This is a genomic window from Acetobacter sp. JWB (genome assembly GCF_003323795.1).
GTDB classification, from domain to species: Bacteria; Pseudomonadota; Alphaproteobacteria; order Acetobacterales; family Acetobacteraceae; genus Acetobacter; species Acetobacter oryzifermentans.
In genome coordinates this window covers 1,727,501-1,752,259 of sequence record NZ_CP030871.1, presented here as the reverse complement: position 1 = coordinate 1,752,259, position 24,759 = coordinate 1,727,501, and the positions used below count along the sequence as shown (strand labels likewise).

Below are 24,759 nucleotides of genomic sequence, written 5' to 3'. Positions count from 1 at the left end.
AAACGGTTTTTCCCTTTTCTTTCTCCTCCCAGCTATGGGGTGTCGTGCAATGAGTATGACCAGCTTTAACTGGACAATAGCCGTGCCAGAAATTGTGCTTGCGCTGTCTGGTATTGTTATTCTGGTAGCCGGTGTGTTGCAGCGGAAAGGGGAGGGGTTTTTCTCTTCCGCCATGTTGAGCATTGCAGCGTTTGCTGTATGCGGATTTCTGGTGCTGCTTTCACCCACCGGGGAAGGGTATGCAGGTACCTTTGTGAATGATGGCTTTGCCCGTTTCATGAAGATGCTGATACTTGCTGGCGCGCTGACTGCTGTGGTGCTGACATTCAGTTACCGCACGCGAGATAAAATCACCCTACCGTTTGAAACCCCTGTGCTGATGCTGTTTTCAACATTGGGCGCGATGATCATGGCATCTTCCGCCAATTTGATGACACTGTTTGTAGGGTTGGAGCTCTCATCTCTGTCCATTTACATTTTGTGCGCGATGGAACGGGATAGCGTGCTTTCATCAGAGGCGGGGCTGAAATACTTTGTACTTGGGTCTTTGGCTTCTGGTTTGCTGCTCTATGGCATTTCGCTTGTGTATGGTTACGCAGGCACTATGGAATATACAGGGTTGGTGGCGGCCATTCGGGCTTCCGGCGCTCTGCCAATGGGGCTGATTGTTGGTATTGTCTTTATTGTTACGGGGCTGTGCTTCAAGCTGTCTGCCGTGCCGTTTCATATGTGGACGCCAGATGTCTATCAGGGTGCACCCACTCCGGTAACAGCCTATATGGCAGGCGCTCCAAAGTTTGCGGCTTTTGCATTGTTCTTGCGCGTTATGGCCGGGCCTTTTGGTACGGTCGCTCCGCGTTGGCAGATGTTGATAGAAACCGTTTCTGTGCTGTCCATGGTGTACGGGGCTTTTGCCGCTATTCCCCAAGGTAATATCAAGCGCCTGATGGCATATTCCTCTATTGGTCATATGGGATACGCCATGATGGGGCTAGCGGCTGCATCTCTTGCAGGCATACAGGCCACGCTTATTTATCTGGCTGCTTATTTTGTTATGAATGCAGGTGTGTTTGCCTGCATTACGGCAATGCGCCGGAAAGGGCGTGAGGTTGTCAGCATTTCCGATCTGGCAGGCCTTGGGCGCACAGATCCGGCAATGGCTGCTGTTCTGGCACTGTTTATGTTCAGCATGGTTGGCGCGCCCCCTTTGGCTGGTTTTTTTGGTAAATTTCTGGTTTTTGCTGCGGCTTGGCAGTCTGGCCTTTACGTACTGGTTGTAATTGGCGCACTCTCCAGCATAGTTGGTGCGTATTATTATCTACGGATTGTGAAGGTGATGTATTTTGATAGCCCAGCAGAAGAGCTGGATCGTCCTGCCCCCAGCCTGCTGTTTGTTTCTGGCAGCATGGGTTTGGCAACAGCCTTGTTTGTTGCGGGTATGGGCCCTCTGATGGCATGGGCGCATCAGGCCGCACTTGCTTTGGGCGGATGAAAGATCAGCCTAGCCCGTGGCGGCTTGAATGCTTTGCAGAACTGGGCTCCACCTCTGATTTCTGTCTGGAACAGGCGCGGCAAGGGGCAGATTCTGGCCTTGCGGTTTTAGCCTATAGGCAAACCCAAGGCCGAGGCAGCCGCGGTCGCCAATGGGTAGATGCTGGGCAAAGTCTTGCTTTATCCGTTTTGCTGGATGCGCAACAGGCAGGGCAGGATATGCTAGGGGGGTGGCCGTTTGCCGCCTCTTTGGCGTTTTATGATGGTTTGCTGCACGCCGTGCCTGCTGTGGCAGGGCATCTCATGATAAAATGGCCGAATGATCTGTTGTTGGATGGCCAGAAAGCAGGCGGTATCCTGATAGAGCGGGAAAGCGCGCGCCTTGTTATAGGTTTTGGGGCAAATCTCACACAGGCGCCATCTCAACAGCAAACGGGCCGTTTTACAGCTTGCCTTGGCCAGTATGGCGCAGTGCCGCCGGTAAAAGATGTTGCCCAGTGTATCCTTTCTAGCTTGGCGGATTGGTGCGCTGTTTGGCGGCAAAATGGCTTTGGCGCATTGCGGCAGGCATGGCTTGATCGCGCACATCCTGTAGGGACGCCTCTTGTCGTTAGCAGCCGAACTACTTATGAACAGGGAAAATTTGCAGGTTTGGCTGAGGACGGCCGCCTATTACTGGATACGGAAGCCGGTATGAAAACGATCACGACAGGAGATATCCTGCTGGAAGAAGGGGTATAAAAGGTGCTGCTTGTTATTGATGCAGGTAACACCAATGTCGTGTTTGCGGTGCATGATGGTGAAAGATGGCGTGGTGTGTGGCGCATTACCATGCAGGCCCAACGTACATCGGATGAGTATGCAGTTTGGCTGAATGCGCTGTTGCGTACCCAAGGCATTGTAGCGGATGATATTGATGGTGCCGTTATTGGCACCGTTGTGCCCGCTGCGTTGTATCATTTGCGTACATTATGTCGGCAGTGGTTTGCTGTTGAGCCGCTTCTTGCATCTGCCCGGCTGGATTGGGGGTTTGCCATAAAGGTGGATAACCCGGATGAGGTTGGGGTGGATCGGCTGTTGAATGGTCTGGCTGCACACCATATGTATGGTGGACCACTTACGGTTATAGATTTTGGAACGGCCACAACGTTTGATGTTGTGGATAAGGATGGAAGCTACTGCGGCGGTGTTATTGCTCCTGGCATCAATTTGTCGGTTGAAGCGTTACATCAGGCAGCAGCGCGGTTGCCCCGCATAGGAATAGGGCGGCCAGTAGGGGATTCTGCCATTGGGCGCAACACGGTTACCGCCATGCGGTCTGGCGTGTTTTGGGGTTATGTTGGTTTGATTGAGGGGATTGTTGAGAGGATCAGAAAGGAGGTTGGCCCCATGAAGGTGCTGGCAACCGGTGGTCTGGCTCCACTCTTCTCAGAAGGTACGTCTGTTTTTGAACATGTAGATTCAATGCTCACCCTAAATGGGTTGCGTTTGCTGGCGGGGCGAAACCCCTTGCCAAAACTGACAGTGGACCGAGATTATGTTGCAGAAGGGTAAAACACGGAAATGACAGAACAGAACGGCGATCTGGCCTTTCTGCCTTTGGGCGGAACGGGTGAGATTGGCATGAACCTCAACCTTTATCGGTTGGGAGACACGTGGCTGGCGATAGATTGCGGTATTGGTTTTAGTGGCAACGATACGCCAGAAGCCGAAATTCTGGTGCCAGATCCAAGCTTTATTGTAGAGCGTAAGGATAAGCTGGCTGGCTTGGTGATTACCCATGCGCATGAAGACCATATTGGCGCTGTGGCGCATGTGTGGCCCATGTTGCAGTGCCCAGTGTATCTTACACCGTTTGCTGCTGCTGTTTTGCGCCGCAAGCTGGCGGAAGCCCGCATTATGGATGTGCCCATTCATGTTATCCAGCCCGGTGCGCGGTTTGATGTGGGGCCGTTTGATATTGAATTTGTCCCGGTAACGCATTCTGTGCCAGAGGCGCAGTCCATGGTGCTGCGTACGCCCTCCGGTATTGTGGTGCATACGGGGGACTGGAAGTTTGATCCGGACCCGCTGGTAGGCCCCGCAACAGATCTGGACAGGCTGGCAGAAATTGGCCGTGAAGGTGTTCTGGCGCTGGTGTGTGATAGCACCAATGTAATGAAGCCGGGGCCTTCCCGCTCAGAATCCGAAGTACGCCGGAGCATGACGGAACTGGTGGCAAGCCTTAAAGGGCGTATTGCCGTTACGTGCTTTGCTTCTAATGTGGCGCGTGTTGAAACCATTGCCATGGCGGCGCAGGCTGCTGGGCGTACAGTTGTTTTGGTTGGGCGTTCCTTGCGCAATCTGGATACAGCTGCGCGGGATTGCGGCTATCTGTCTGGCGTTCTGCCGTTTCTGACAGAACAGGATGTGAATGATGTGCCAGATGATCAGATTCTGCTGATCATTACAGGTAGCCAAGGTGAGCCACGTTCTGCTCTTTCTCGTATTGCCATGGATACCCACCCCAATATTGCTTTGGGCGAAGGGGATACGGTTATTTATTCCAGCCGTATGATTCCGGGTAACGAGCGTGCGATTATGGCGGTACAGGATAACCTTTCACGCCGTGGCGTGCGGGTGATTACAGACCGTGAGCATTTTGTGCACGTATCTGGCCATGCAACGGGCGGCGATGTGCAAAAAATGTACGAACTGCTCAAGCCGCAACATGTTGTGCCAGTTCATGGTGAATGGCGTCATCTTACGGCGCAGGCTGCATTGGCGCAGGAAATGGGTATTGCTCCTGTTCTGCTGGAAGATGGTGATATTCTGCGGCTTTCTCCGGGTAAGCTGGAAGTGGTGGATACAGCTCCTACAGGCCGTTTGGCGCTGGATGGTAACCGTCTGCTACCCATGAACGGAGGGGTGCTGGCTGCCCGCCGCAAGATGCTGTTCAACGGCATGGTCATCGGCAGCTTTGCGGTGGATGAAGAAGGCTTTGTGATTGGTGAGCCCAAGGTGAGCGCACCGGGCCTGCTTGATCCAGATGATCTGGAAAGCGTGCGTGTGCGTGAAGAGTTCGCCAACGCGCTGGATATTATTCCGGATGAACTGCGCGGGGATGATGTTTCCTTCCGTGAGGCCGCTAAAACGGCCCTGCGGCGCGCGTTGGGGCGCAAGTTGCAAAAACGTCCGCTGGTGGATGTACACGTGCTGCGTGTCTGATACCCGGCAGAAGGTGGGGTAGAGAAAATGCCGGAGTATCAGGCTTTTCTTTATCCCCTCACTGTTTTACAGCAGATATGAATTGGTTACACCAAAGCGGCTTTCGTTCAGGAAAAGTCGCTTTTTTTACAAGGCTGAATGCACCATGCGTCTTTCGCGCAGCTTTCTTCCCACTCTTAAAGAAAATCCGGCAGAAGCCCAGATTGTCTCGCATCGGCTTATGCTGCGGGCTGGGCTTATCCGCCAGACGGCATCTGGCATTTATGCGTGGCTGCCAGCAGGGCTGAAAGTGTTGCGCAATATCAGCCAGATCGTGCGGGAAGAGCAGGATCGGGTAGGGGCGCAGGAAGTGCTGATGCCAACCTTACAATCAGCCGATTTGTGGAAACGTTCTGGCCGGTATGATGCCTATGGCCCGGAAATGCTGCGTATTCAGGATCGCCACAAGCGTGAACTGCTTTACGGGCCGACCAATGAGGAAATGATTACGGATCTGTTTGGCCAGACTGTAAAGTCCTATAAGGATCTGCCGCAGGTTCTGTATCATATCCAGTGGAAATTTCGTGATGAAATGCGCCCCCGTTTTGGGGTGATGCGTGGCCGTGAGTTTCTGATGAAAGATGCTTACAGCTTTGATCTGGACTACGAATCAGCCGTTGCAACCTACCGCCGTATGTTGCTGGCTTACTTGCGCACGTTCCAGCGTTTGGGGGTGCGGGCTGTGCCAATGCGGGCCGATACCGGGCCGATTGGTGGGGAACTGAGCCATGAGTTCCTTATTCTGGCCCCCACGGGGGAAAGTGGTGTGTTTTACGATGCCGCGCTGGAAGAGCAGGATTGGCTGGATGAGCCAGTGGATACCAACAGCCCCATTGCGCTGGAAGCCTTCTTCAACCGTGTGACAACGCCTTACGCGGCAACGGATGAAATGCACGATGAGGCCGGATGGCAGGCTGTGCCAGCAGAACGCCAGCGCGAAGGCCGCGGCGTAGAAGTTGGGCATATCTTCTATTTTGGCGATAAATACACGCGCTCTATGGACGTAAGCGTGAGTGGCCCAGATGGAAACCAGCTTTACCCAGAAATGGGGTCTTACGGCATTGGGGTTTCCCGCCTTGCTGGTGCCATTATTGAAGCCTGCCATGATGATAACGGCATTATCTGGCCGGATGCAGTTGCTCCTTTCCGTGCCGTTATTCTGAACCTGAAAAACGGTGACGAACTGTGTGATGCCATTTGTGAGCGCATCTACAGCACGAATGAAGAAGCCTTTCTGTATGATGATCGTGCAGAACGTGCTGGTGTAAAGTTTGCAGATGCAGACCTTATGGGCCATCCGTGGCAGATTGTTGTTGGCCCGCGTGGCGCTAAGGAAGGCAAAGTAGAACTCAAGCGCCGTGCTACTGGTGAACGCCATGAAGTGAGCGTGGATGACGCGCTGGCTCTGGTTCTGGCAGGCTGATCAGCATGTTCGGACCCTTTGAGCGGGCGGTGGCAGGCCGTTACCTCCGTGCGCGGCGAGGGGAACGGTTTGTATCAGTTATTGCCATTTTCTCGTTGGTTGGCATTGCCCTTGGTGTGGCAACGCTGATTATTGTTATGGCCGTAATGAACGGTTTTCAGGCCGACCTTATGGGGCGTATTCTGGGCTTGAATGGGGATTTGACCATTTACGGGCAGGGCCGCACAATCTCCCAGTATGAAGATATCACGCATAAGGTTCGGTCTGTCCCGGGTGTGGTAAGCGCCATACCTTTGGTGGAAGGGCAGGTACTGCTGAGTGCCGGTGCCTATAATTCTGGCGGCATGGTGCATGGTCTGACACCACAGGGATTGCGAGATCTCAAAGCCGTGAGTTCTTCCATTATTGCGGGTTCTCTGGACGATTTTGGCCCGGATGATTCCATCGTGGTGGGCGTTACAATGGCGGAACGGGCAGGGCTGGGCATTGGCTCAGGCCTTACTCTTGTTTCACCAGATGGCGCTGCCACTGCATTTGGCACGGTGCCGAGAGTGCGCAGGTACCGCGTGGTAGCAATTTTTGATGCCGGGGTGAACGACTATAACTCCAGCGTTGTGTTTCTGCCCATGCACGCGGCGCAAATTTACTTTCAGATGCCTAACAAGGCTACGCAAATTCAGGTCATGACCAAGGATGCAGAGCATGTTCGCCCTGTTACCCTTGCTATTGAAAATGCGGTGGGAGATCCAGGCTTGCGCGTGCTGGATTGGACAAACGCCAACAATGCTCTGTTTGGAGCCGTGCAGGTGGAACAGAATGTGATGTTCCTCATCCTCACACTTATTATCCTTGTGGCGGCCTTTAATGTTATTTCCTCCCTCATCATGATGGTGAAGGATAAAACAGCCGATATTGCCGTGCTGCGTACCATAGGGGCCAGCCGTGGTGCCATTATGCGCATTTTTTTAATGTGCGGCGCTTTTGTGGGGGTAACGGGTACTGTGGCAGGCACCGCACTTGGCGTTGTGTTCTGCATGAATATTGAACGTATCCGCCAGCTTCTGCAAAAACTCACCGGCACGAACTTGTTCAACCCGGAAGTTTATTATCTCGAGCACCTGCCAGCAAAGCTGGTGTGGGGGCAGGTGGTAGAAGTTATTGTTATGGCGCTGGGGCTTTCCCTGCTGGCAACGCTTTATCCTTCTTGGCGCGCAGCCAAAACAGACCCGGTGGAGGCTTTGCGGCATGAATAATCAGCCAGTTTTAAGCCTGCAACACGTTCGCAAAGCTTACCAAAGTGGGGATGAGGGTATTCTGCCAGTTTTGCAGGATATCAATTTTTCTTTGCATGCCGGTGAAATTGTTGGACTGGTTGCGCCATCAGGCACGGGTAAATCCACCCTGTTGCATCTAGCTGGTTTGTTAGATACGCCAGATGCTGGCGAAATTGTTATTGCGGGCCAGATTACCACCGGCATGGCAGATGCCGGACGCACGGCTATGCGCCGAGACCGGATTGGTTTTGTCTATCAGTTCCATCATCTTCTGGGTGAGTTTACTGCTAAGGAAAATGTGGTTCTGCCGCAGATGATTGCTGGTGTAAGCAAGGTACAGGCACGCCGTAAAGCGGAAGAGCTTTTAAGCATGTTTGGTTTGGCGCATCGTGTAAATCATCTACCGGGCAAACTTTCTGGGGGGGAACAGCAGCGCGTTGCTATTGCACGCGCTTTGGCAAATGACCCCGCACTTTTGTTGGCGGATGAACCCACCGGCAATCTGGATGTGCATACGGCAGACAGCGTATTTTCTCAGTTGCTTGATGTTGTGCGCCAGAAGGGCCTAGCGGTTTTGGTAGCAACCCATAATCGTGAATTGCTCCCACGTATGGATAGGGTTGTAACCATGCAGGAAGGCAGGCTGATCCCTGCCGATTTTAACGGCGATCCATTGCCTGCCTCTGCGGGCTGATTTTAAGACTTTAGAGCAGTTTCTACAGCATGCCTGACACGCCTGGATGTGGGTGGGGTCAGGCAACTAAACCACGCAACCGGCATGCCTTGGCGGTTTGTGAGATACTTAAAAAAGTTCCACCGTGGTCGTGCCAGAAAACCAAGCTCACTATCAAGCCATTTAAAGAGCGGAATAGCATCTGGCCCTTTTACAGGGCTACGTGCCGCCATAGGGAAGGTGACCCCATAGTTGATTTGGCAGAAGGAAGAAATCTCTTCCGAAGTGCCGGGCTCCTGCTGGCCAAAATCATTGCTCGGCACGCCAACAACAACCAAACCAGCTTTTTGGAACTGTGTCCATAAAGCCTGCAAACCCTCGTATTGTGGGGTAAATCCGCATTTAGATGCGGTATTTACCACCAAAACAGGCTGCCCCCGATAAGCGCTTAGATCAAGGGTGCTTCCATTTAGGGCGGGAAGTTTAAAATCATATATACAGGTCAATTTCGTGCCCTTTTGCTGCTATGGTGCAGGAAAGGCTTTATCTGTAGCGCAGGAAGGAAAAGGGAGCGAGATTTTGGTGCATTTATTTGCGGTATAATACGCATATGAAGAAGTGGAAGCCTGGCGCCCGTTTTCGGGTTCTTGTTTTTCAGGCTTCCACTATGTCTTCTGCGCGGCAAGATCAGTTCTGATTTTTGTTGTTCATTATATTGAACTTGATCCCGTATTTGGAATAATGAAGAGATCGGACCTCTCTGTCAACAAGGAAAATAAGAAAAAATATGTCCAAATCACAGGACACGGTTCCCGCATTGCGGCGGGCCGTTCGTATTCTTGATATGGTGAAGGCTTCTATCAGGCCGCCCTTGGCCGCAGATGTGGCGCGCCAGCTAGATTTGCCACGTAGCACAGTGCATGGCCTGCTGGCTGTTATGGTGGAGCTAGGGCTACTGGAGAAAAACGCATCTCAGGGCTACAGGCTGGGAACACGCCTGCTGGACTGGGCTGGAGATGTAACGGAAAAGCGGGATCTGGTAACGGAATTCTACCACGTATTGGAGAATCGTGCCGATCTGGATGCGTTTACAGTCACGCTGACTATGCTGGAAGGGGCGGAGGTTGTGTATGTGGCCTGCCGCAATAGCGCTACAGTGCTGGGGGCATCTTTTAGGGTAGGTATGCGCTTGCCTGCCATATTTACGGCCACAGGTAATGCCATGCTGGCCGGTATGGATGATACCTCTTTCAGAGAATGGCTGGCCCTTAATCCTGTTTCCACGTGGTCAGAACCACTTACACCTAATGGCATTTGCTCTGTAACGACATTGGTGCGTGAAATCGCAGAAATTCGTGACAGAGGATACGCCGTGGATGATGAGCAGGTGCATGAAGGGCTGTGGTGCTTTGCCGCATCTGTCAGAGATCATTCCGGGCAAGCTGTAGCCGGTATTGGCATCAGTCTGCCTCAAACAGAATTGAGCCGTTTCACGGTTGCACAATTGGGCAATATGGCTGCGGGGTTGGCGCAGGCTGTTTCTATCCGTCTGGGTTATCGTGGGGAACGGCAGGATTTTTCCTGATGATTCCATAAGGTACTTTCTAATGTCTTTTTTGCACCTGTTATTTAAGCGACGTGTTGCCAAAGCCAGCGCTTTAGGTTTGTTGCTTGTGGGTGGAGGGATAGCAGCAACACCATTTGCTGGTGCGGTTTCTACACCGCAAACAGTGGTGCGCTATTTTGTGTATGCGCACGGCCTGCATGTTATGACCATTAACAGTGCTTATCGTCTGAGCGGTAACCAGTACAGTGTAGCTGTCCAAAGCAAGACGGGTGGGTTGCTCCAGCTTTTCATGAAAACCAATATCAACATCCGCGCGCAGGGGCATTTTTACAATAGTGGCATGCCTGAACCAGAAAGCTATGAGAGTGCTGGCTGGTCTCGCGGTAAAAATCGGCATCTTTCCATTGCCTATAAGCAGGATATGCCAGATGTGCAGGCAATGGAGCCTGTAGAAACCGATCGCGAACAGATTTTGCCAGATGAGCGCAAAGGTGCAGTGGATAATGTTGCCATTCTTATGGCGCTTTTGCACAAGGTGCAGGAAGGGCAAGGCTGCGGTAACGGCGCGGTTAAGGTGTTTGATGGTGTGCGCTTAAGCACGTTGCAGGTGCAAACAGAGGGCGTTCAGCCTTTGCCAGATGGCGCATCAAAAGATTGGGGAGAAGATGGTTTACGCTGTAGTTTTGTAGCACAGCAGATCAAGGGCTTTAAACTCTCTAGTGCAGACCGCAAAGCCAGAAAGCCTCAGCAGGGGCGCGTCTGGTTTGAGAACATTCCCCAGATTGGTATGGTGGCTACAAGAGTAGAGGTGGATAGCCCAAAAATGGGGCACATTATGGTGGAACTGGAAGGGAAACCTCAGCAACAGCCATAAAAGGCAAGAAGCCCGAATAAAAAGCCCCTATCCGTGCAGATAGGGGCTTTTTATGTATTTATTCCACGGTGACAGATTTTGCCAGATTACGTGGTTGATCTACATCTGTGCCTTTCAGCACAGCAACTTCATAAGCCAACATTTGCACCGGAATGGTTTGCAGAATGGGGGCTACAAAATCATGCACGTGGGGCAGAACCACCATCTGTTCTGCAATGGCAGATACACGTTCAGCACCTTTGGTATCCGTAAACACCAGTAGGCGGCCACCACGTGCTTTGGCTTCTTGCAGGTTGGAAAGTGTTTTTTCAAACAACGCGTTTGATGGCACTGTGGCGACAATTGGCACTGTGCGATCAATAAGGGAAATTGGCCCGTGCTTCATTTCACCAGCTGCATAAGCTTCTGCGTGAATGTAGGAAATTTCCTTCAGCTTGAGTGCACCTTCCATGGCAACGGGGAACATGCTGCCACGGCCCAGATACAGAACATCACGCGCTTCCACCACAAGCTGGGCCATGGCACGAATAGCGTCTGTTTGGTTGAACACTTCTGCTGCGCGGCTGGGGAGATCTAACAGGGCGCTTACCAGATGTTCTTCTGCCAGCGTATCCAGCTTGCCGCGTGCACGGGCAGTGGCAATGGTCAGGCACGCTAATACGGTTAACTGAGCGGTAAAAGCCTTAGTGGATGCCACAGAAATTTCCGGGCCAGCCACGGTGCCCAGCACAACATCGCTTTCCCGCGCCATGGTGCTGTGTTCAACATTCAGCACGGAAACAATGTGAATCGCTTTTTCACGTAGGCTACGCAAGGCCGCCAGTGTATCTGCTGTTTCCCCAGATTGAGAAATCAACAGCCCCAAGGACCCTTCCTTTAGTGGCGGGTTGCGGTAACGCATCTCGCTGGCAACATCTATATCCACTGGCAAGCGGGCAATTTCTTCCAGCCAGTAGCGGCCAATCATCCCCGCAAAAAAGGCAGACCCACAAGCGGTAATAACTGCGCGTGGCACTTTTGCCAGATCAAAAGGCAGTTCAGGTAAAAGAACGCGACGAGAAGCCGGATCCACCATGCGCTGCAAGGTCTGGCCGATTACCAACGGATGTTCGTGCAGCTCTTTTTCCATGTAGTGGCGGTAACCATCTTTGCCGATGGAACCAGCCGCTAGAGCAGTAAGCTGGATAGTGCGTTCAACAGGCACACCATCAAAGTTCATGAACTCTGCACCCTTCGGGGTGATAACCACGCAATCCCCATCTTCCATGTAGGCGATGCGACGGGTCAGCGGGGCCAGAGCCAGTGAATCAGAGCCCAGAAACATTTCATCTTCGCCAAAACCCACAGCCAGAGGGGCGCTGTGGCACGCGCCAATCATCAGCCCTTCGTGGCCAGCAAAAATTATGGCAACGGCGTATGCGCCTTCTAGGCGGCGCAGTGCATGCAGGGCGGCTTCTTTGGGTTCTAACCCCTGTTGCAGATGGTAATCTACCAGCAGGGCGATGGTTTCGCTGTCGGTTTCTGTTTCAAAAACCTGACCAGCGGCTTCCAGCTCACGGCGCAGGGTTTCAAAGTTTTCGATAATGCCATTATGCACAATGGCCACGCGCTCGGTACCATGGGGGTGGGCATTGCAAGCTGTAGGGGCACCATGTGTGGCCCAGCGGGTATGCCCAATGCCGGTGGTGCCGGGCAAAGGTTCCTTTTTTAGCAATGCGGCAAGGTTATCCAGTTTACCTGCCGCACGGCGGCGTTCAACACGCCCATCTACTAAAGTGGCAATACCTGCGGAATCATAGCCCCGATATTCCAACCGGCGCAGGCCTTCAAAAACAATAGGGGTGGCATGCCTTCGGCCAACAACGCCGCAGATCCCACACATCAGCCGTTTTCCTTTTTTGCTTGCAGGCGCTCTTTAAAAAGTCTGCCCATTTCTGCTTTATTCACTTGCTGTGCCCGGCCAAAAGCCAGAGCTTCATCTGGCACATTTTTTGTAATGACACTGCCAGCGGCCACCAGCGCGTTGTCTCCAATAGTAACGGGTGCCACAAGAATGGAATCCGAGCCGATAAAGGCTTTCTCTCCAATCGTGGTGGTGTGTTTGAACACGCCATCATAGTTGCAGGTAATAGTACCTGCGCCAATATTGGTGTGGCTGCCGATTTCGGTATTACCCAGATAGGTAAGATGATTGGCTTTGGAACCTTCGCCCAGTGTTGTGGCCTTGAGTTCAACAAAGTTGCCAACCCGTGCAGAAGCGCCAATGGTGGAGCCTTCCCGAATACGCGCATAAGGGCCAATAATCGCATTGGCCTGCACTTCGCATCCTTCAAGATGGCTAAAGGCGCGAATAACAGCACCACTTTGCACAGTTACGCCAGGGCCAAAGAACACGTTAGGTTCTATCAGCACATCAGCTTCAATCTGCGTATCAGCACTTAGAAACACAGTTTCTGGCGCAACTAACGTTACACCATTTTCCATGGCTTTATTGCGTAGGCGTGTTTGCAGGGCAGCTTCTGCCTGAGCCAGTTCTGCACGAGAGTTTACGCCACGCAGTTCATCTTCTGCAGCTTCTACCGCGCGTACCTGCACGCTATCGGCTACAGCCAGATCTACTACGTCTGTCAGATAATATTCGCCCTTGGCGTTATCATTGCGCACGTTATGAAGCCAGCGGCGGAAATCTACGGCATCTGCGCACAATACACCGGCATTGCATAGGTCAATCGCGCGTTCTTCTGGCGTGGCGTCTGCCCATTCTACAATACGTTCCACATTGCCATTTTGGGCAACAACGCGGCCATATCGTGCAGGATCAGCCGGGCGCATGGCTAACAATGCCAAGCCCACATCTGGCTTGCGGCGCTCTTCCAACAAACGATTGAGCGTTTCAGCCGAAATCAGCGGGTTATCTGCATACAGCACAGCCACATCGCCATCACCAAACCAGGCTTCGGCCTGCAAGGCCGCGTGGGCAGTGCCCAAGCGTTCTTGTTGCACAACCACTGGATAGGGAGCCGCCAACTCGGCAACCTCTTCCATGTCTGGGCCGATTACAACAACCAGCCTGTCAAAAACCTCCGCTGCATTGGCAAGTAGATGTGCCAGCATTGGTCGGCCACCAAGAGATTGCATGGCTTTAGGGCGGGAGGACTTCATGCGGGTGCCCAGTCCGGCGGCCAGAAGAACCGCCGTGGCAGGACGTGGTGCGGAAATAGACGTCATAACAGCATGCGGTAAGCCAAGCTCCGGCATGTGTCAAACGTCTCCCCATCGGAAAACAAACATGCCAATATCATAAAAGTTTTCAGATATTTACTCGGCAAGGAAAAACCGCATGTTCACACCTCGTCTTGCTGTTTTTGATATGGACGGCACGTTGCTTGATTCCGTACCGGATCTGGCGGCGTGCAGCCGGGAATTACTGGAAATATGCCATCTTCCACCCCTGACAGATGCAGAGGTGCGTACCATGATAGGCAATGGCGTGCCCACCTTGGTGCAACGCGTTCTGGATGCAGGACATAAAAAGCTGAAGGCCATAACGTCGCAGTCATATGTTTTACCGTTTACGAAGGCCGAAGCTGTGCAGAAGTTTATGGAGCTTTACACGCCACGGGCTACACGGCTTTCACGTCTGTTTCCCGGCACACAGCAGGCATTGGAGCAGTTGAAAAGTGCCGGGTGGTTGCTGGCTGTATGTACCAACAAGCCGGAGGTGGCTGCCCAGCGTATTTTAGACAATTTTGGCCTAACATCACTTTTTGCAGCAATAGGCGGAGGTGACAGTTTTGCCGCCCATAAACCAGATCCGGCCCATTTACTGGGCACAATCAAACAGGCTGGCGGAGAGGTTTCGCGTAGTGTGATGATTGGGGATATGCCGCCAGATTGTGGTGCCGCGACTGGTGCTGGCGTAAGGTTTGTGTTTGCCGCGTGGGGCTATGGTTCCAGCGCATTGGCAGCGCAGGCAGATGCTCAAGCGGGCAGCATGATGGATATTCCATCGGTACTGCCTGCGTTACTGCCCGCTTAAGTGTGAAAAGAAATTATTTTCCGGGTGTTTTTGTAACGGAACACGTTGGAAGAGTAGAGGCAAGCTCTTCCGCCAGCACAACATCGGCAGGTTTATCTACATCTACAGCAGCGCGGCCATCAGAAAGTGGAACAAGTTCTGCTTTTGCACTGGTGAGATGATAGATGCGCCGGTAAAGCGCGCGCCGTGTCAGCTTGCCACAGAGGGCGCGCAGCAGAATGCTCAGCCCTAAAAGCCAAGCAATCCGTAAAGGATGCTTGCGGTTTTTTTCTACATGCTGCCACAGGTCTGCCACGCGGGCAGAAACAGATGTGCGGAATAAAAACAGGTTACAGCCAGAAAAAGACAGATCAGCAAGCCGAATATAAGTACGCTGCGTGTTGGGTACATCCCGCTTTACGGTTGTTTCTGTTGCAACAGCAACGGCAAGGTCAGCTTGCGTATGGCTCTCGCTCAGCAGTTCTTGCACCCAGCTTGGCTGGAGTAGGGCATTATCTGCCGTGGTTACAAGCAAAGGCGTGCCATAGCGCGCAAGGCCAGCCAATACGCTGGCACTTGGGCCTTCAGGCCGCGCCGGAATAACATCTATTCCTGCGGGTAAGATAGACGCAATAATCTGTGGGTTTTCAATACAAACAGCAATGCGGGTGATTTGAGGCACCTGCTGCAGCGCATCAATTACCCTCAAGAGCATAGGCACCCCACCAATAGGCAGGAGTGCTTTGTGAGAAACGCCCCCGGCCAAGGCAACCGGGTCTGGCTTACCGGGGCGAGAACCTGCCAGAATAAAAGCTGTCATGCTTTGAGAGGAAGCGGTCATGCCGCTTTCCTGTTCTCCGCTGGGCGTGCACCATCGGGGCGATCACGCGGGGGAGCGCCCGTCAATTCCATGACCCACGGATACTGTTGGGCTTCCTTAACATCGTAACCCAGATTGAACACCGTGGGGCTGCGGGGGCGGGCTTTGGCATCTAGATAATATGAGCCAAACATCCGATCCACCACAAAGCTGGTAATGCCGAAGTTGCCATCCTCATCATGGAAATGGTGCAGCACATGGCGTGCTTTCATGCGCTGGATCCAACTTGCGCGTGGCTTGTAGTTAAGGTGCTGGATGCAGTGGAAGAATTCGTAAATGCAGGTAATGGCAACGCCTGTGCCAAATGCCGTGGCTGCAGCGCCGATCCCGCCAATAAGGTACCCAATAGGAATGGTGACAGCCCCAATGGTCGGCAGTGTTGTAGCAGGTGCGCCAAACAGAACATCCAGCAGATGCGGGTCCTGATGATGGTCAAAATGGATGCGCTTCCACAGAGCGGCCGTCCACTTCATTTTATACAGGATACGCCCATGTAGCACGTAGCGGTGCAGTAGGTACCATACCACTGGATACACAATAACAACGGCGACCATAGAAACCAGCGTTGGCCACCAACCTGCAAAAAAGTACGCAGCCAGCGCAGCAGAAGCAATAACCAGCGCAAAATAGAGCAGGATGGTTGGGTAGGTAAGATATGCCACCCAAAGCTGCCTGAGGTTCATTTTCCCCAGATCAAAGCTGCGTCCGGTTTTAAGCGACGAGTTATTTAGCGTTCCGCTCATCGTGTTTCATTCCTCAGGAGCACAGTAATGGCTCCCAGTGTGAAAATAATCAGTGCGGGTATGGTAGCAATTGCTGGCGGTAGCAAGCCCGCATTCCCCATTGCGCGTAGCATACCCTGCACAATAATAAACAACAGCCCGCAGCCCAAGCACCATACTGGTACCCAACTGCGCGTTCCTGTCCGTGGAGGGATATAGATTGTGGGCAGCGCAATCAACAAAAGAACAAGTAAGGAGGCCGGACGCAAGAAGCGTTCAAGCAGCCCAGCTTCCAGAAAACCGGGGCTGGTATGGGATGGTAGGCGCCCTTGTAGCATGCCCAGAATGGTGGTGGAAGAAAGCGGCGGATTTTCGGCAGACAGGCGGATAAACTCCCACGGGTGCAGGCTTGTGTCCCAACTCATGTTCTGAACAGAAGGCAGGCGCGTGGTTTTTTCGCCTTCCACGGTAATGCTATCAACATTGTGCAGCAGCCAGCCGCGCGTATGTGTGTAATCAGCAGATTTGGCGTGGAGAATCTGTTGTAACCGTCCGTTGGTATCACGGATATAGATATCCACCTTGGCCAGCATATTGCCGCCATCCGATGTATAGCCAATATGGGCAATACGGTTGCCATCATGAAACCAGAAGGCGTGCCCATTTTCTGGATGTGGGTCTGTACGGTTCCACCATGCGGCCAATGCCTGCTCAGACCGGGGCGTAACCTGATCATCCAGCACAACGCCTGCAAAGCCGATTACCAGAGTGGCGGGGATAAGGTATTTATACAGGCCAAAAGTAGAAAGGCCACAAGCTCGCAGGATGGCAATTTCGCTGGCCAATGTCATTTGGGTGAGCATCAGCAGCGCGCCAATCAACACACTTAATGGAAGTGCGCCTGCCAGCAGAAATGGTGCACGCATGGCCGCAAAGCTGAGAATGCCCTGTACGCCTAAGTGCCGTTGTAAAATGGGAGTGGTTTGTTCAAGCAGGGCCAGAATTTCAAGAAGCCCGACGAGAACGGCGCCACAAAAAATCACGCGCGTAAGCAACGCCATGGAAAGATAGCGGAGAAGAACGTGGCGGGGCATGCTTGAAGATTGGCTCATGGCAAGGCTTTTTGGGCAGATGAGCGGGAACGCCAGACTTTTAACACCTGAAAGGTGCCTGATTTATAAAGTAGCAGCAACGTACAGCCTACAATAAAGACCAACGAAGGCCCCCAGATCAGCAGGAGCGATGCCTTTTTTGTAGCCACCATGCTGTGGCCAAACTGGATGATGTGGTCAAACCCAACCATAATAATAAAGGCCAGAGGCAGACCGGCATTGTTGCGTTGGCGCTTGCGCATAAGAGCCAGAGAGGCCGCCAATAGGGGAATAAAAGGCACAGTAAGGCTGCGCGCCATACGAAAATGCACTTCAGAACGCATATGAGGGCGGGAAATAGAAGGGTCATGCCGAATGAGGCGGCCAACCAGTTCTGGGGATGTCAGCTCTCGTTCATCCTCGCCGCGCGTGCGGAAAGGAGAGACGTGCGAGGCATGTGTAAGGTAGCGCGTAGAATGATCAAATGTGACCAGACTGGGCACGCCATCCCCTTTATCCGTGACAATCACGCCATGGGTAAGATCAATCTCAACAGTTTCACCATCCAAACCGATGCGGATATGCCCGTTGCGCGCCGTAATATCGCGTTCCTGCTGCTCAGAAAGATCACGGATAAAAACATTTTCCAGATCAGAGCCGCTTTGGGAGACCTTATCCGCAACAATGGTCAGTTGAGATGAAGGGCTGGCAAACATGCGGGGCTGCAAACGTGGCGCCCAGCCTGTGTGGCTGGCAATGTAAAAGGTTGAACGGAAATCATACCGTGCATGAGGCTGGATAAAGCCATAAAGCAGAAAGGAAAGGATACCCAAGATAACGCCCAGTTGGATATAGGGGCGCGTAATCCGCAGTAGTGAAAGGCCACTGCTGTTGATGGCATCAATTTCTTCATTCTGGCTCATGCGGCGGATCACGGTAAACACCGCTACGCAAAGTGCGGCCGGAATAGCCAAACCAAGGTAATGGGGCAGCAAGGCCGCCAGCAGACCAATAAATATGCCAATATGGTTGTTGCCCGCTGCCAGCAGATTGAATAGCACCAAAAGGCGTTCAAGTATCAGGGCAATCATCACAACAGACAGCGCCACCAAAAAAGGCGGCATAACCTGAGCAATCAGGTAGCGGTCTAATGTGCCGGGGCGAAGCAAAGCTACAATCCGGCGCAGGAAAGGCACATTGAGCATGCGGGTTGTCATAGCGAGGTTGCGGGCAAAAGGCGATGCGCACTGCACACACGCCTCATTTGGCTATCTTGCAAGCTTCCATCTGGCATTAAGCTGCGGTGCTGAATGGTGATTTGCCAGATATCGGGCTGTTTGTGCACGGAAATAGCATTCCACCCCGCACTTTTTTCCGGTTCATCCGCAATGTGGGACGCAGAGGTGCTGCTGACAGCCAGAATATCTGTGCCCGGAAGAGTGGTGATTTGCGCACGATGAGAATGCCCGTAAAGCACAAGTTCAGCACCTTCTGCACGCAATACGTTTTGAAACGCTAGGAAATCATCCAGCCCTTTGCGGCGGCTGACAATGCCTTGCGCCGGAGGGTGATGGAGTAACACAATCCGGCATAATCCCATAACGCGCGTGCGGCGCAACAGATCCGCCAAAAGCACAAGCTGGGTTTGCCCGGCCTTGCCAGATGCCAAAAAGGGTAAGGTGGGAACGGCCGTGTTGACCCCAATAAGGGCAATATGATCTTTTACCAGCAATGAAGGGGCTGCCGGTTCAGGCTGCGTGCTACTATGCAGCCATTCGGCCCAGAGAGCCTGTTTGGTAGCGCTATTCTCTTTTATCAGCGCATCATGATTGCCGGGAATAAGCAGTGTAGGGGGCAAATCTTGCTGTAAAAGCCACTGCCGTGCGTGCTGAAATTCTTTGAGCAAACCCAGATTGGTCAGATCCCCCGTTAGGGCAACCATATCTGGGTGAAAGTGGCGGATATCCCGCATGATTGACTGCAAAGCCGGTAATTTATGCAGGTGCCTGCGCCGTAGTTGCCAAGACAACAAACTGAGGATGCGCTTGAAGCGGATTTCCTTAAAAGAAGGCAAGCCGACAAGTGGCAGATGTGGGTCAGACAGATGGGCGATATGAACGCAGGACAAGAAAAACACATCTCCGGTGACGGTGTATGGCCCCACGGCATGTGACAAGAGCCATAACAGCCTTTATACCATCGCCCGTAGCCGGGGCAAAAGGCGCTGGCGTTTTTGTTTGTTTATAGCAAGAGTGCTGAATGTCCGATCGTTTTGCCCTGATTTACAATCCTCGTAGCCGTCGGAATTTGAAGGCCGATCCCAAGTATCTGGCGCTGGCGGGCAAAATGTTGGGGCCTTTGTTCTGCTCCCCTAGAACGCATGCTGCATTAAGGCAGCAAGTTTATGCCCTCTTACAGCAAAAAATAAGCTGTTTGGTTGTGGATGGGGGAGACGGCACAGTTGGGAATGTTCTGAGCGCACTTTATACCTCATCCTGCCCGCCAGAGCAGTGGCCAAGTATTGTTGTGTTGCCCTCTGGCAATACTAACCTGATTGCCACAGATGTTGGTTTTGGTAAGCGTGGGGTTGAGGCATTACAGATTTTGCAGGCCCGTCTGGTATCCGGACGCCTTCTTTCCGATGTGCGGCGCAGGCAGCCTTTGGTGGTAATGCGTAACGGGCAGAAAGAAGGGGCTTCTCTAGGCTTTTTTGGTGGTTTGGGTGCTTTTGGGCGTGGGATTGAAATCGCGCATGACCCCAAAATCCTGAAAAATTATTCGCATGATGCTGCGGTTATGGCGACATTGTTTGTAACGGCTTGGCAGTTGCTAAGCCCGAAGCATAGGCGAGGATGGCTGGAAGGTACAAAAGTTACAGTAGAGCGGGATGGTGAGGTATTGCCTGAGCAGAATCATTTTCTGTTTTTATGCACCGCTTTGCATCGGCTGCCCCACGGTATCTGGCCATTCTGGCAGAATCTGACAGAAGCAGACCGAGGTATTAGTTATCTGGATGTTGCAGCTTTTCCCCCTCATTTAGGGCGTGCAGTCTGGAATTTGTTGCGGGGGAAAGCGCCGCAATGGTTACGGCAAGATGCAGCTTATCATAGTGGTTCGGCAACCGAATTGGTGTTGCGTACGGATCAATCCTTTATTCTGGATGGTGAGGTTTTGCCGCCTGGGGAAGATGGCAAACTGACTGTTTCTGCGGGTCCCGTGGTTTCTTTTGTGCATGTTTAAAGCATTCTGGTGGAAAAGCAGTTCATGAAGGGTATTCGGCCGGGGCAGAAAGAAATTTTCACCCTTACAGAGCAAGAACTGCATACGCCTGTATCCCCTTTGGTGACGGAATTTGTGCGTAATCTTTTGGGCACAGCGCAACCATTAGGGGTCTTATTTTATGGGTCTGGCCTACGGGGTGGAATTCAAGATGATACCCTGCTGGATTTTTATATTATCGTAGAAAAGCAGATGGACTGGCCCAGACCGTGGCTTTCCTGTCTGGCAAATGCCACTTTGCCCCCTAACGTGGAATATCATGAATACAGGGTAGGGGAGCATCTGCTAAGGGCCAAAGTTGCTATTTTGTCTCTCGCGCAGTTTCGTTCCCTAACGCGCACCCAAACATTGGATACCACTGTTTGGGCGCGCTTTTCTCAGCCTGTTCGGTTGGTATGGTGGCGGGATAACGAAGCCCAAGAAGCATTGCACGCTTGTGTTATGCGGGCGGTATTGACTGCCGCATGGTGGGCCGCACAACTTGGCCCGGCTTCAGGCGGCGTTCTGGATTATTGGAATACCTTGTACCGCAATACTTATCGTGTTGAATTGCGGGTTGAAAAAGCGGGCCGTGGGCAAAGCATTGTAGATGCTTATATGCAGCGTTATGCGCAGCTTTTACTGCCGTGTTGGCAAATGCTGGGTATTCCGTATAAGTCTCAAGATCAGATTGTAACGCCGCAAATCCCACAGGAACAAAAGCAACATGCCATTCAAAAATGGACATTACGTGCGTCTTGCGGTCGGCCTTTAAATATTCTGCGCTTACTTAAGGCAGCTTATACATTTACAGGTGGGGCACGTTACGCGGTATGGAAAGTTCAACGCCATAGCGGGATAGAAGTGCCGCTTTCTTCGTTTGCAGAAAAACACCCCTTACTGGCAGCGCCGCCAATTGTTTGGCGGTTGTGGCGGCAAGGGGCGTTTAAACGCAAATAGGGGTTTTAGGCTGCTGTGGGTGCTGGTGTTACACCAACTTCTGCGGCAGCCTGCCGGAATATGGCAATGGCCTGAGCAATCTGCTCTGGCGTATGAGTGGCCATTACGGAACAACGCAGCAAGGGGCGTGAATCTGGCGTTGCCGGGGGAAGGCTAAGGTTGACGTAAACACCAAGTTCCAGAAGCCTGTTCCACATGGGAATAGCTTCTTCAGCAGTTTCCAGCGTAACTGCAATAACAGGGGTAGCCTGTTTACTCGCATTTAGCCCGATATCTACAAAACCAGCATGGAGTTGCTGAGCATTGGCCATAAGCTGTTTACGCAGTTCTGGATGAGCCTGCATATCGCTCAAGGCTGCCGTTGTTGCAGCAATAACCTCTGGTGGAAGAGATGCCGTAAACATATATGGGCGGCAGTTCAGGCGTACAAATTCCAGTTCAGGATGATCGGATACGCAGTAACCCCCAACAGTGCCGAGGCTTTTTGAAAATGTGCCGACAATAAAGTCTACATCAGCTTCCACACCGTCGGCTTCAGCCGCACCGCGTCCGTTTTCACCCAACACCCCAAAGGAATGGGCTTCATCTACCAGAAGATATGCACCAGTTGCTTTTTTAACGGCTACAAATTCTGCAATCGGGGCCACATTGCCTGTCATGGAATAAATGCCTTCAACCACAATCAGCTTGGCACCGGGGGTGCCATCCATGCGTTTCAGGCGTTTATAAAGATTATCCGGGTCATTATGGCGGAAACGAATAACTTCTGCAGCACTCAGGCGGCTACCATCATAAATGCTGGCATGGCTATCAGCGTCCAGAAACAGATGGTCGTCTTTGCCTGCAAGCGTGGAAATAATGCCTAAGTTAGCCTGATAACCCGTAGAAAAAACCATGGCATCACGGCGGCCAAAAAACGCGGCAATATCTTTTTCAAGCTGCCGGTGGAGAGACTGCGTGCCATTTGCAATGCGCGAGCCCGTGGTGCCAACGCCGCAAGCCGCAGCAGCTTGTTGGGCGGCCCGAATGGCATTTTTGGATTGGCTCAGGCCTAAATAATTATTGGTACCGAAAAGAAGCGTTTCCCGACCTTCAATAATTCCAACAGTTGAAGATACAGGTTTTTCAATAACAACAGCAAAAGGGTTGCGGCCACCTACGGCGACTACAGAACCCAGCGCGCCTGCCGTACCTTCAAATTTGGAAAATAGTGATGTCATCCACGCTCACCCTTTGTTTTTCAGAGCGACAATGCATGCGGCAAGGTCATTAATCGTCCGGATATCGGCAAGTTTGTCGAGCGGGATGGAAACATCCAAGCTATCTTCAACTTCCATAACGAAGTTCATGACGGCCAAAGAATCAAACGCAAGATCTTCCATGATCTTGCAGTTACCATCAATGTCACGCGGAACCTTCGGGTTAGCGAGGAGCTTTTGAATGATCAGCGCGGAAACGCTTTCAACGGTTTCGCTCATGTCGGATCCTTCATCCCTTAAGGGCGTTTGTTTTATGCCGAGCTTGTGCTCGCAGTGCCGCCTTATGGGTGAAAAAGGCCAGTTTGACCAGCCTTTCTCATCATAAACGGGCTATAAAATCCTGTAGGTCGGTCAGGCGACTTCAGACTGCTGCTCAAACGCGCCGCTTAGATACATGGTACGGGCTTTGGCGCGTGTAAGTTTGCCCGAAGATGTCTGCGGCAGCGCATGTGGTGGCACCAATACAACAGAAACTTCTACCCCATGGAGGCGGCGGAACAAGCTGGCGGCTTCGGCTCTCAGTTTCTCACGCGTGTCTGAGGCAGAAGCGCGGCACTGAATAAGAGCCACGATTTCCTCATGGTCACCCTTTTCCAGAGAGAAAACAGCCACATCTCGGCTGCGAAGGACAGGAATATGCGTTTCGGCAGACCATTCCAGATCCTGCGGCCAGATGTTGCGGCCATTAATAATAATCAAGTCTTTGGCGCGGCCAGTGACAACTATCTGCCCATTGAGCATGTAGCCCAGATCACCAGTGTTCAGCCAGTTGTCTGCGTCCAGCGTTTTGCTGCTTTCTTCCGGCATACGGAAGTAACCGCTCATCAGGCTGGGGCCACGTACATAAATAGTGCCAACTTCTCTGTCGCTCAGCACCCGGCCATAGCTATTCCGAACTTCCAGTTCATGTCCTGGCAGAACTTTCCCGCAAATCACAAAGGTGCGGCTTGGTGTGTCTGCACTGGCGGGTGGGCGCGCAATTCCTGTGCTTTCCAGCGCGGGAAGGTCAACCGTATCGGTTTCTATGCCTGTATCAAGCGGCGCAAAGCTGATGGCGAGCGTAGCTTCTGCCATACCATAGCTAGCTACAAATGCTTTTGGGCTAAAGCCAGCAGGGGCAAAGCGCGCAGCAAATTCATCCAGAATATGCGCGCGGATCATATCGCCACCAATGCCTGCAACCCGCCAGCAAGAGAGATCCAGCCCTTCGGATGCCGGGCGCCGGGCGCAAAGTTCATACCCAAAAGAGGGGCTGTAGGCGATGGTGCCACGGTTACGGCTGATCAGATCCAGCCATACATGCGGTCTGCGTGCGAATTCGCGCGTCGGCAGCAGATCCACGCTCAACTGGCACGTCATGGGCGTCAGGAAGAAACCAACCAGACCCATATCATGATAGAGAGGAAGCCACGAAACGCAGCGATCCCCTGTTTCCTTAACCTGCAATCCATTGCGTGCAATGGAGGAAACATTCGCCATGCCGGAACGGTGGCTTACGCAAACCCCCATGGGGAAGCGTGTGCTGCCGGAAGAAAACTGAAGATATGAAAGGTTTTCTGGTTGAATATCCGGCAGCGGCATATCTGGCACAGGGCGTGCCATAAGCTCAGCAGGTGGCCCAGCAAAAACAAGGCCCAAGCCCGTTACAATTTCGTCCGTCCAGCCTTCGATAATCTGCGGAATAATCACGGCGCTGGCTTGTGCGCTAGTAATCATACCCCGAAGAGTTTTCAGATAGGCTTCTTTGCCGCCAAAAGCGACTGGGAGGGGAAGAGGGGCCGCAACCAAACCAGCATACTGACAGCCAAAGAAGATGCGGGCAAAATCACCATCGCTTTCCGCCACAATGGCAACACGGTCTCCCGGTTGTAGGCCCATGCCCAAAAGGCGCAAAGCTGTATCAACAGCCTGCTGACGCAATACTTTATAGGGTAGGGCTTCTAGAAGTACACCTTTGCCGGAATAAATGTTAAACCCGGCTTCGCCTTGAGCGGCATAGTCCAACGCTTCAGGAAATGTTGCA

Annotated in this window: 23 protein-coding genes (1 of these 23 running past the window's edge); 12 read left to right on the top strand and 11 right to left on the bottom strand. The window is 52.5% G+C overall.

All coding sequences use genetic code 11. The annotated features are described in order from the left end of the window. Nucleotides 1-49: 49 nt before the first annotated feature. The 7 genes from nuoN to DS739_RS08265 all read left to right on the top strand — a co-directional run bounded on the left by nuoN (nucleotide 50) and on the right by DS739_RS08265 (nucleotide 8,128). On the top strand, nucleotides 50-1,492 hold the full coding sequence (gene nuoN, locus DS739_RS08295; protein ID WP_050793140.1) for an NADH-quinone oxidoreductase subunit NuoN: 1,443 nt from the start codon (nucleotides 50-52) through the stop codon (nucleotides 1,490-1,492). Then, nucleotides 1,489-2,232 (top strand): biotin--[acetyl-CoA-carboxylase] ligase, encoded by a 744-nt coding sequence (locus tag DS739_RS08290; RefSeq protein ID WP_035352657.1) that lies wholly within the window; start codon nucleotides 1,489-1,491, stop codon nucleotides 2,230-2,232. Before nuoN ends, DS739_RS08290 begins: the two co-directional genes overlap by 4 nt. Nucleotides 2,233-2,235: 3 nt before the next feature. Beyond that, nucleotides 2,236-3,045: a type III pantothenate kinase gene (locus tag DS739_RS08285; protein ID WP_003625287.1), complete on the top strand. Its 810-nt coding sequence runs from the start codon at nucleotides 2,236-2,238 to the stop codon at nucleotides 3,043-3,045. A 9-nt stretch (nucleotides 3,046-3,054) separates the two neighbouring features. Continuing rightward, nucleotides 3,055-4,698, top strand: a complete 1,644-nt coding sequence (locus DS739_RS08280) for a ribonuclease J (protein WP_006116572.1) — start codon at nucleotides 3,055-3,057, stop codon at nucleotides 4,696-4,698. A 145-nt stretch (nucleotides 4,699-4,843) separates the two neighbouring features. Beyond that, complete coding sequence (proS, locus tag DS739_RS08275; RefSeq protein ID WP_035352661.1) at nucleotides 4,844-6,160, top strand: proline--tRNA ligase; 1,317 nt, start codon at nucleotides 4,844-4,846, stop codon at nucleotides 6,158-6,160. Nucleotides 6,161-6,165: 5 nt separating this feature from the next. Next, on the top strand, nucleotides 6,166-7,413 hold the full coding sequence (locus tag DS739_RS08270; RefSeq protein WP_006116574.1) for a lipoprotein-releasing ABC transporter permease subunit: 1,248 nt from the start codon (nucleotides 6,166-6,168) through the stop codon (nucleotides 7,411-7,413). Continuing rightward, nucleotides 7,406-8,128, top strand: coding sequence for an ABC transporter ATP-binding protein (locus tag DS739_RS08265; protein WP_006116575.1), 723 nt, complete (start codon nucleotides 7,406-7,408; stop codon nucleotides 8,126-8,128). Before DS739_RS08270 ends, DS739_RS08265 begins: the two co-directional genes overlap by 8 nt. A 2-nt stretch (nucleotides 8,129-8,130) precedes the next feature. Here DS739_RS08265 and DS739_RS08260 read toward each other — a convergent pair whose 3' ends face one another. Then, nucleotides 8,131-8,613, bottom strand: coding sequence for a glutathione peroxidase (locus DS739_RS08260; protein WP_035352664.1), 483 nt, complete (start codon nucleotides 8,611-8,613; stop codon nucleotides 8,131-8,133). 281 nt (nucleotides 8,614-8,894) lie between these two features. Between DS739_RS08260 and DS739_RS08255 the strand changes: the two genes are divergently transcribed. Both DS739_RS08255 and DS739_RS08250 read left to right on the top strand, forming a co-directional pair. Next, nucleotides 8,895-9,692 carry an IclR family transcriptional regulator gene (locus DS739_RS08255; RefSeq protein ID WP_006116576.1) on the top strand — a complete coding sequence of 266 codons (798 nt, stop codon included), beginning with the start codon at nucleotides 8,895-8,897 and terminating at the stop codon, nucleotides 9,690-9,692. 22 nt (nucleotides 9,693-9,714) lie between these two features. After that, the gene (locus tag DS739_RS08250) at nucleotides 9,715-10,548 is read left to right on the top strand and encodes a DUF3108 domain-containing protein (protein ID WP_035352667.1); all 834 of its coding nucleotides are present in this window, start codon (nucleotides 9,715-9,717) and stop codon (nucleotides 10,546-10,548) included. A gap of 58 nt (nucleotides 10,549-10,606) precedes the next feature. Here DS739_RS08250 and glmS read toward each other — a convergent pair whose 3' ends face one another. Together glmS and glmU are read right to left on the bottom strand one after the other, a co-directional pair. Then, nucleotides 10,607-12,430: a glutamine--fructose-6-phosphate transaminase (isomerizing) gene (gene glmS, locus DS739_RS08245; protein ID WP_006116577.1), complete on the bottom strand. Its 1,824-nt coding sequence runs from the start codon at nucleotides 12,428-12,430 to the stop codon at nucleotides 10,607-10,609. Beyond that, on the bottom strand, nucleotides 12,430-13,806 hold the full coding sequence (glmU, locus tag DS739_RS08240; protein WP_006116578.1) for a bifunctional UDP-N-acetylglucosamine diphosphorylase/glucosamine-1-phosphate N-acetyltransferase GlmU: 1,377 nt from the start codon (nucleotides 13,804-13,806) through the stop codon (nucleotides 12,430-12,432). The genes glmS and glmU overlap by 1 nt, the downstream gene beginning before the upstream one ends. An 82-nt stretch (nucleotides 13,807-13,888) precedes the next feature. On the opposite strand from glmU, the gene DS739_RS08235 reads away from it, so the two are divergent. Next, entirely contained in the window at nucleotides 13,889-14,587 is a 699-nt protein-coding gene (locus tag DS739_RS08235) for an HAD hydrolase-like protein (protein WP_006116579.1), read from the top strand. A 13-nt stretch (nucleotides 14,588-14,600) separates the two neighbouring features. Here DS739_RS08235 and DS739_RS08230 read toward each other — a convergent pair whose 3' ends face one another. The 5 genes from DS739_RS08230 to DS739_RS08210 are packed head-to-tail and all read right to left on the bottom strand — an operon-like array spanning nucleotide 14,601 to nucleotide 19,423. Continuing rightward, nucleotides 14,601-15,407 carry a nucleotidyltransferase family protein gene (locus DS739_RS08230; protein ID WP_006116580.1) on the bottom strand — a complete coding sequence of 269 codons (807 nt, stop codon included), beginning with the start codon at nucleotides 15,405-15,407 and terminating at the stop codon, nucleotides 14,601-14,603. Next, nucleotides 15,404-16,189 (bottom strand): sterol desaturase family protein, encoded by a 786-nt coding sequence (locus DS739_RS08225; RefSeq protein ID WP_006116581.1) that lies wholly within the window; start codon nucleotides 16,187-16,189, stop codon nucleotides 15,404-15,406. The genes DS739_RS08230 and DS739_RS08225 overlap by 4 nt, the downstream gene beginning before the upstream one ends. Beyond that, nucleotides 16,186-17,280: an LptF/LptG family permease gene (locus DS739_RS08220; RefSeq protein WP_035352670.1), complete on the bottom strand. Its 1,095-nt coding sequence runs from the start codon at nucleotides 17,278-17,280 to the stop codon at nucleotides 16,186-16,188. The genes DS739_RS08225 and DS739_RS08220 overlap by 4 nt, the downstream gene beginning before the upstream one ends. After that, nucleotides 17,277-18,476, bottom strand: coding sequence for an LptF/LptG family permease (locus tag DS739_RS08215; protein WP_035352673.1), 1,200 nt, complete (start codon nucleotides 18,474-18,476; stop codon nucleotides 17,277-17,279). The genes DS739_RS08220 and DS739_RS08215 overlap by 4 nt, the downstream gene beginning before the upstream one ends. After that, the gene (locus DS739_RS08210) at nucleotides 18,473-19,423 is read right to left on the bottom strand and encodes a metallophosphoesterase (protein WP_170315318.1); all 951 of its coding nucleotides are present in this window, start codon (nucleotides 19,421-19,423) and stop codon (nucleotides 18,473-18,475) included. The genes DS739_RS08215 and DS739_RS08210 overlap by 4 nt, the downstream gene beginning before the upstream one ends. Nucleotides 19,424-19,518: 95 nt before the next feature. On the opposite strand from DS739_RS08210, the gene DS739_RS08205 reads away from it, so the two are divergent. Further along, nucleotides 19,519-20,499 (top strand): diacylglycerol kinase family protein, encoded by a 981-nt coding sequence (locus DS739_RS08205; RefSeq protein WP_006116585.1) that lies wholly within the window; start codon nucleotides 19,519-19,521, stop codon nucleotides 20,497-20,499. Between the two features lie 24 nt (nucleotides 20,500-20,523). Further along, nucleotides 20,524-21,477 (top strand): hypothetical protein, encoded by a 954-nt coding sequence (locus DS739_RS08200; protein WP_035352676.1) that lies wholly within the window; start codon nucleotides 20,524-20,526, stop codon nucleotides 21,475-21,477. A gap of 5 nt (nucleotides 21,478-21,482) precedes the next feature. Here DS739_RS08200 and spt read toward each other — a convergent pair whose 3' ends face one another. The 3 genes from spt to DS739_RS08185 all read right to left on the bottom strand — a co-directional run. After that, complete coding sequence (gene spt / locus DS739_RS08195; RefSeq protein WP_006116587.1) at nucleotides 21,483-22,697, bottom strand: serine palmitoyltransferase; 1,215 nt, start codon at nucleotides 22,695-22,697, stop codon at nucleotides 21,483-21,485. A 6-nt stretch (nucleotides 22,698-22,703) separates the two neighbouring features. Then, entirely contained in the window at nucleotides 22,704-22,955 is a 252-nt protein-coding gene (locus DS739_RS08190) for an acyl carrier protein (RefSeq protein WP_003625320.1), read from the bottom strand. Between the two features lie 132 nt (nucleotides 22,956-23,087). Then, nucleotides 23,088-24,759: the 3' portion of a fatty acyl-AMP ligase gene (locus DS739_RS08185; RefSeq protein WP_006116588.1), read on the bottom strand. The gene runs 95 nt beyond the window's last position; the window shows 1,672 of its 1,767 coding nt (coding positions 96-1,767); its start codon lies off the right edge, out of view — the gene reads right to left on this strand; the stop codon is at nucleotides 23,088-23,090.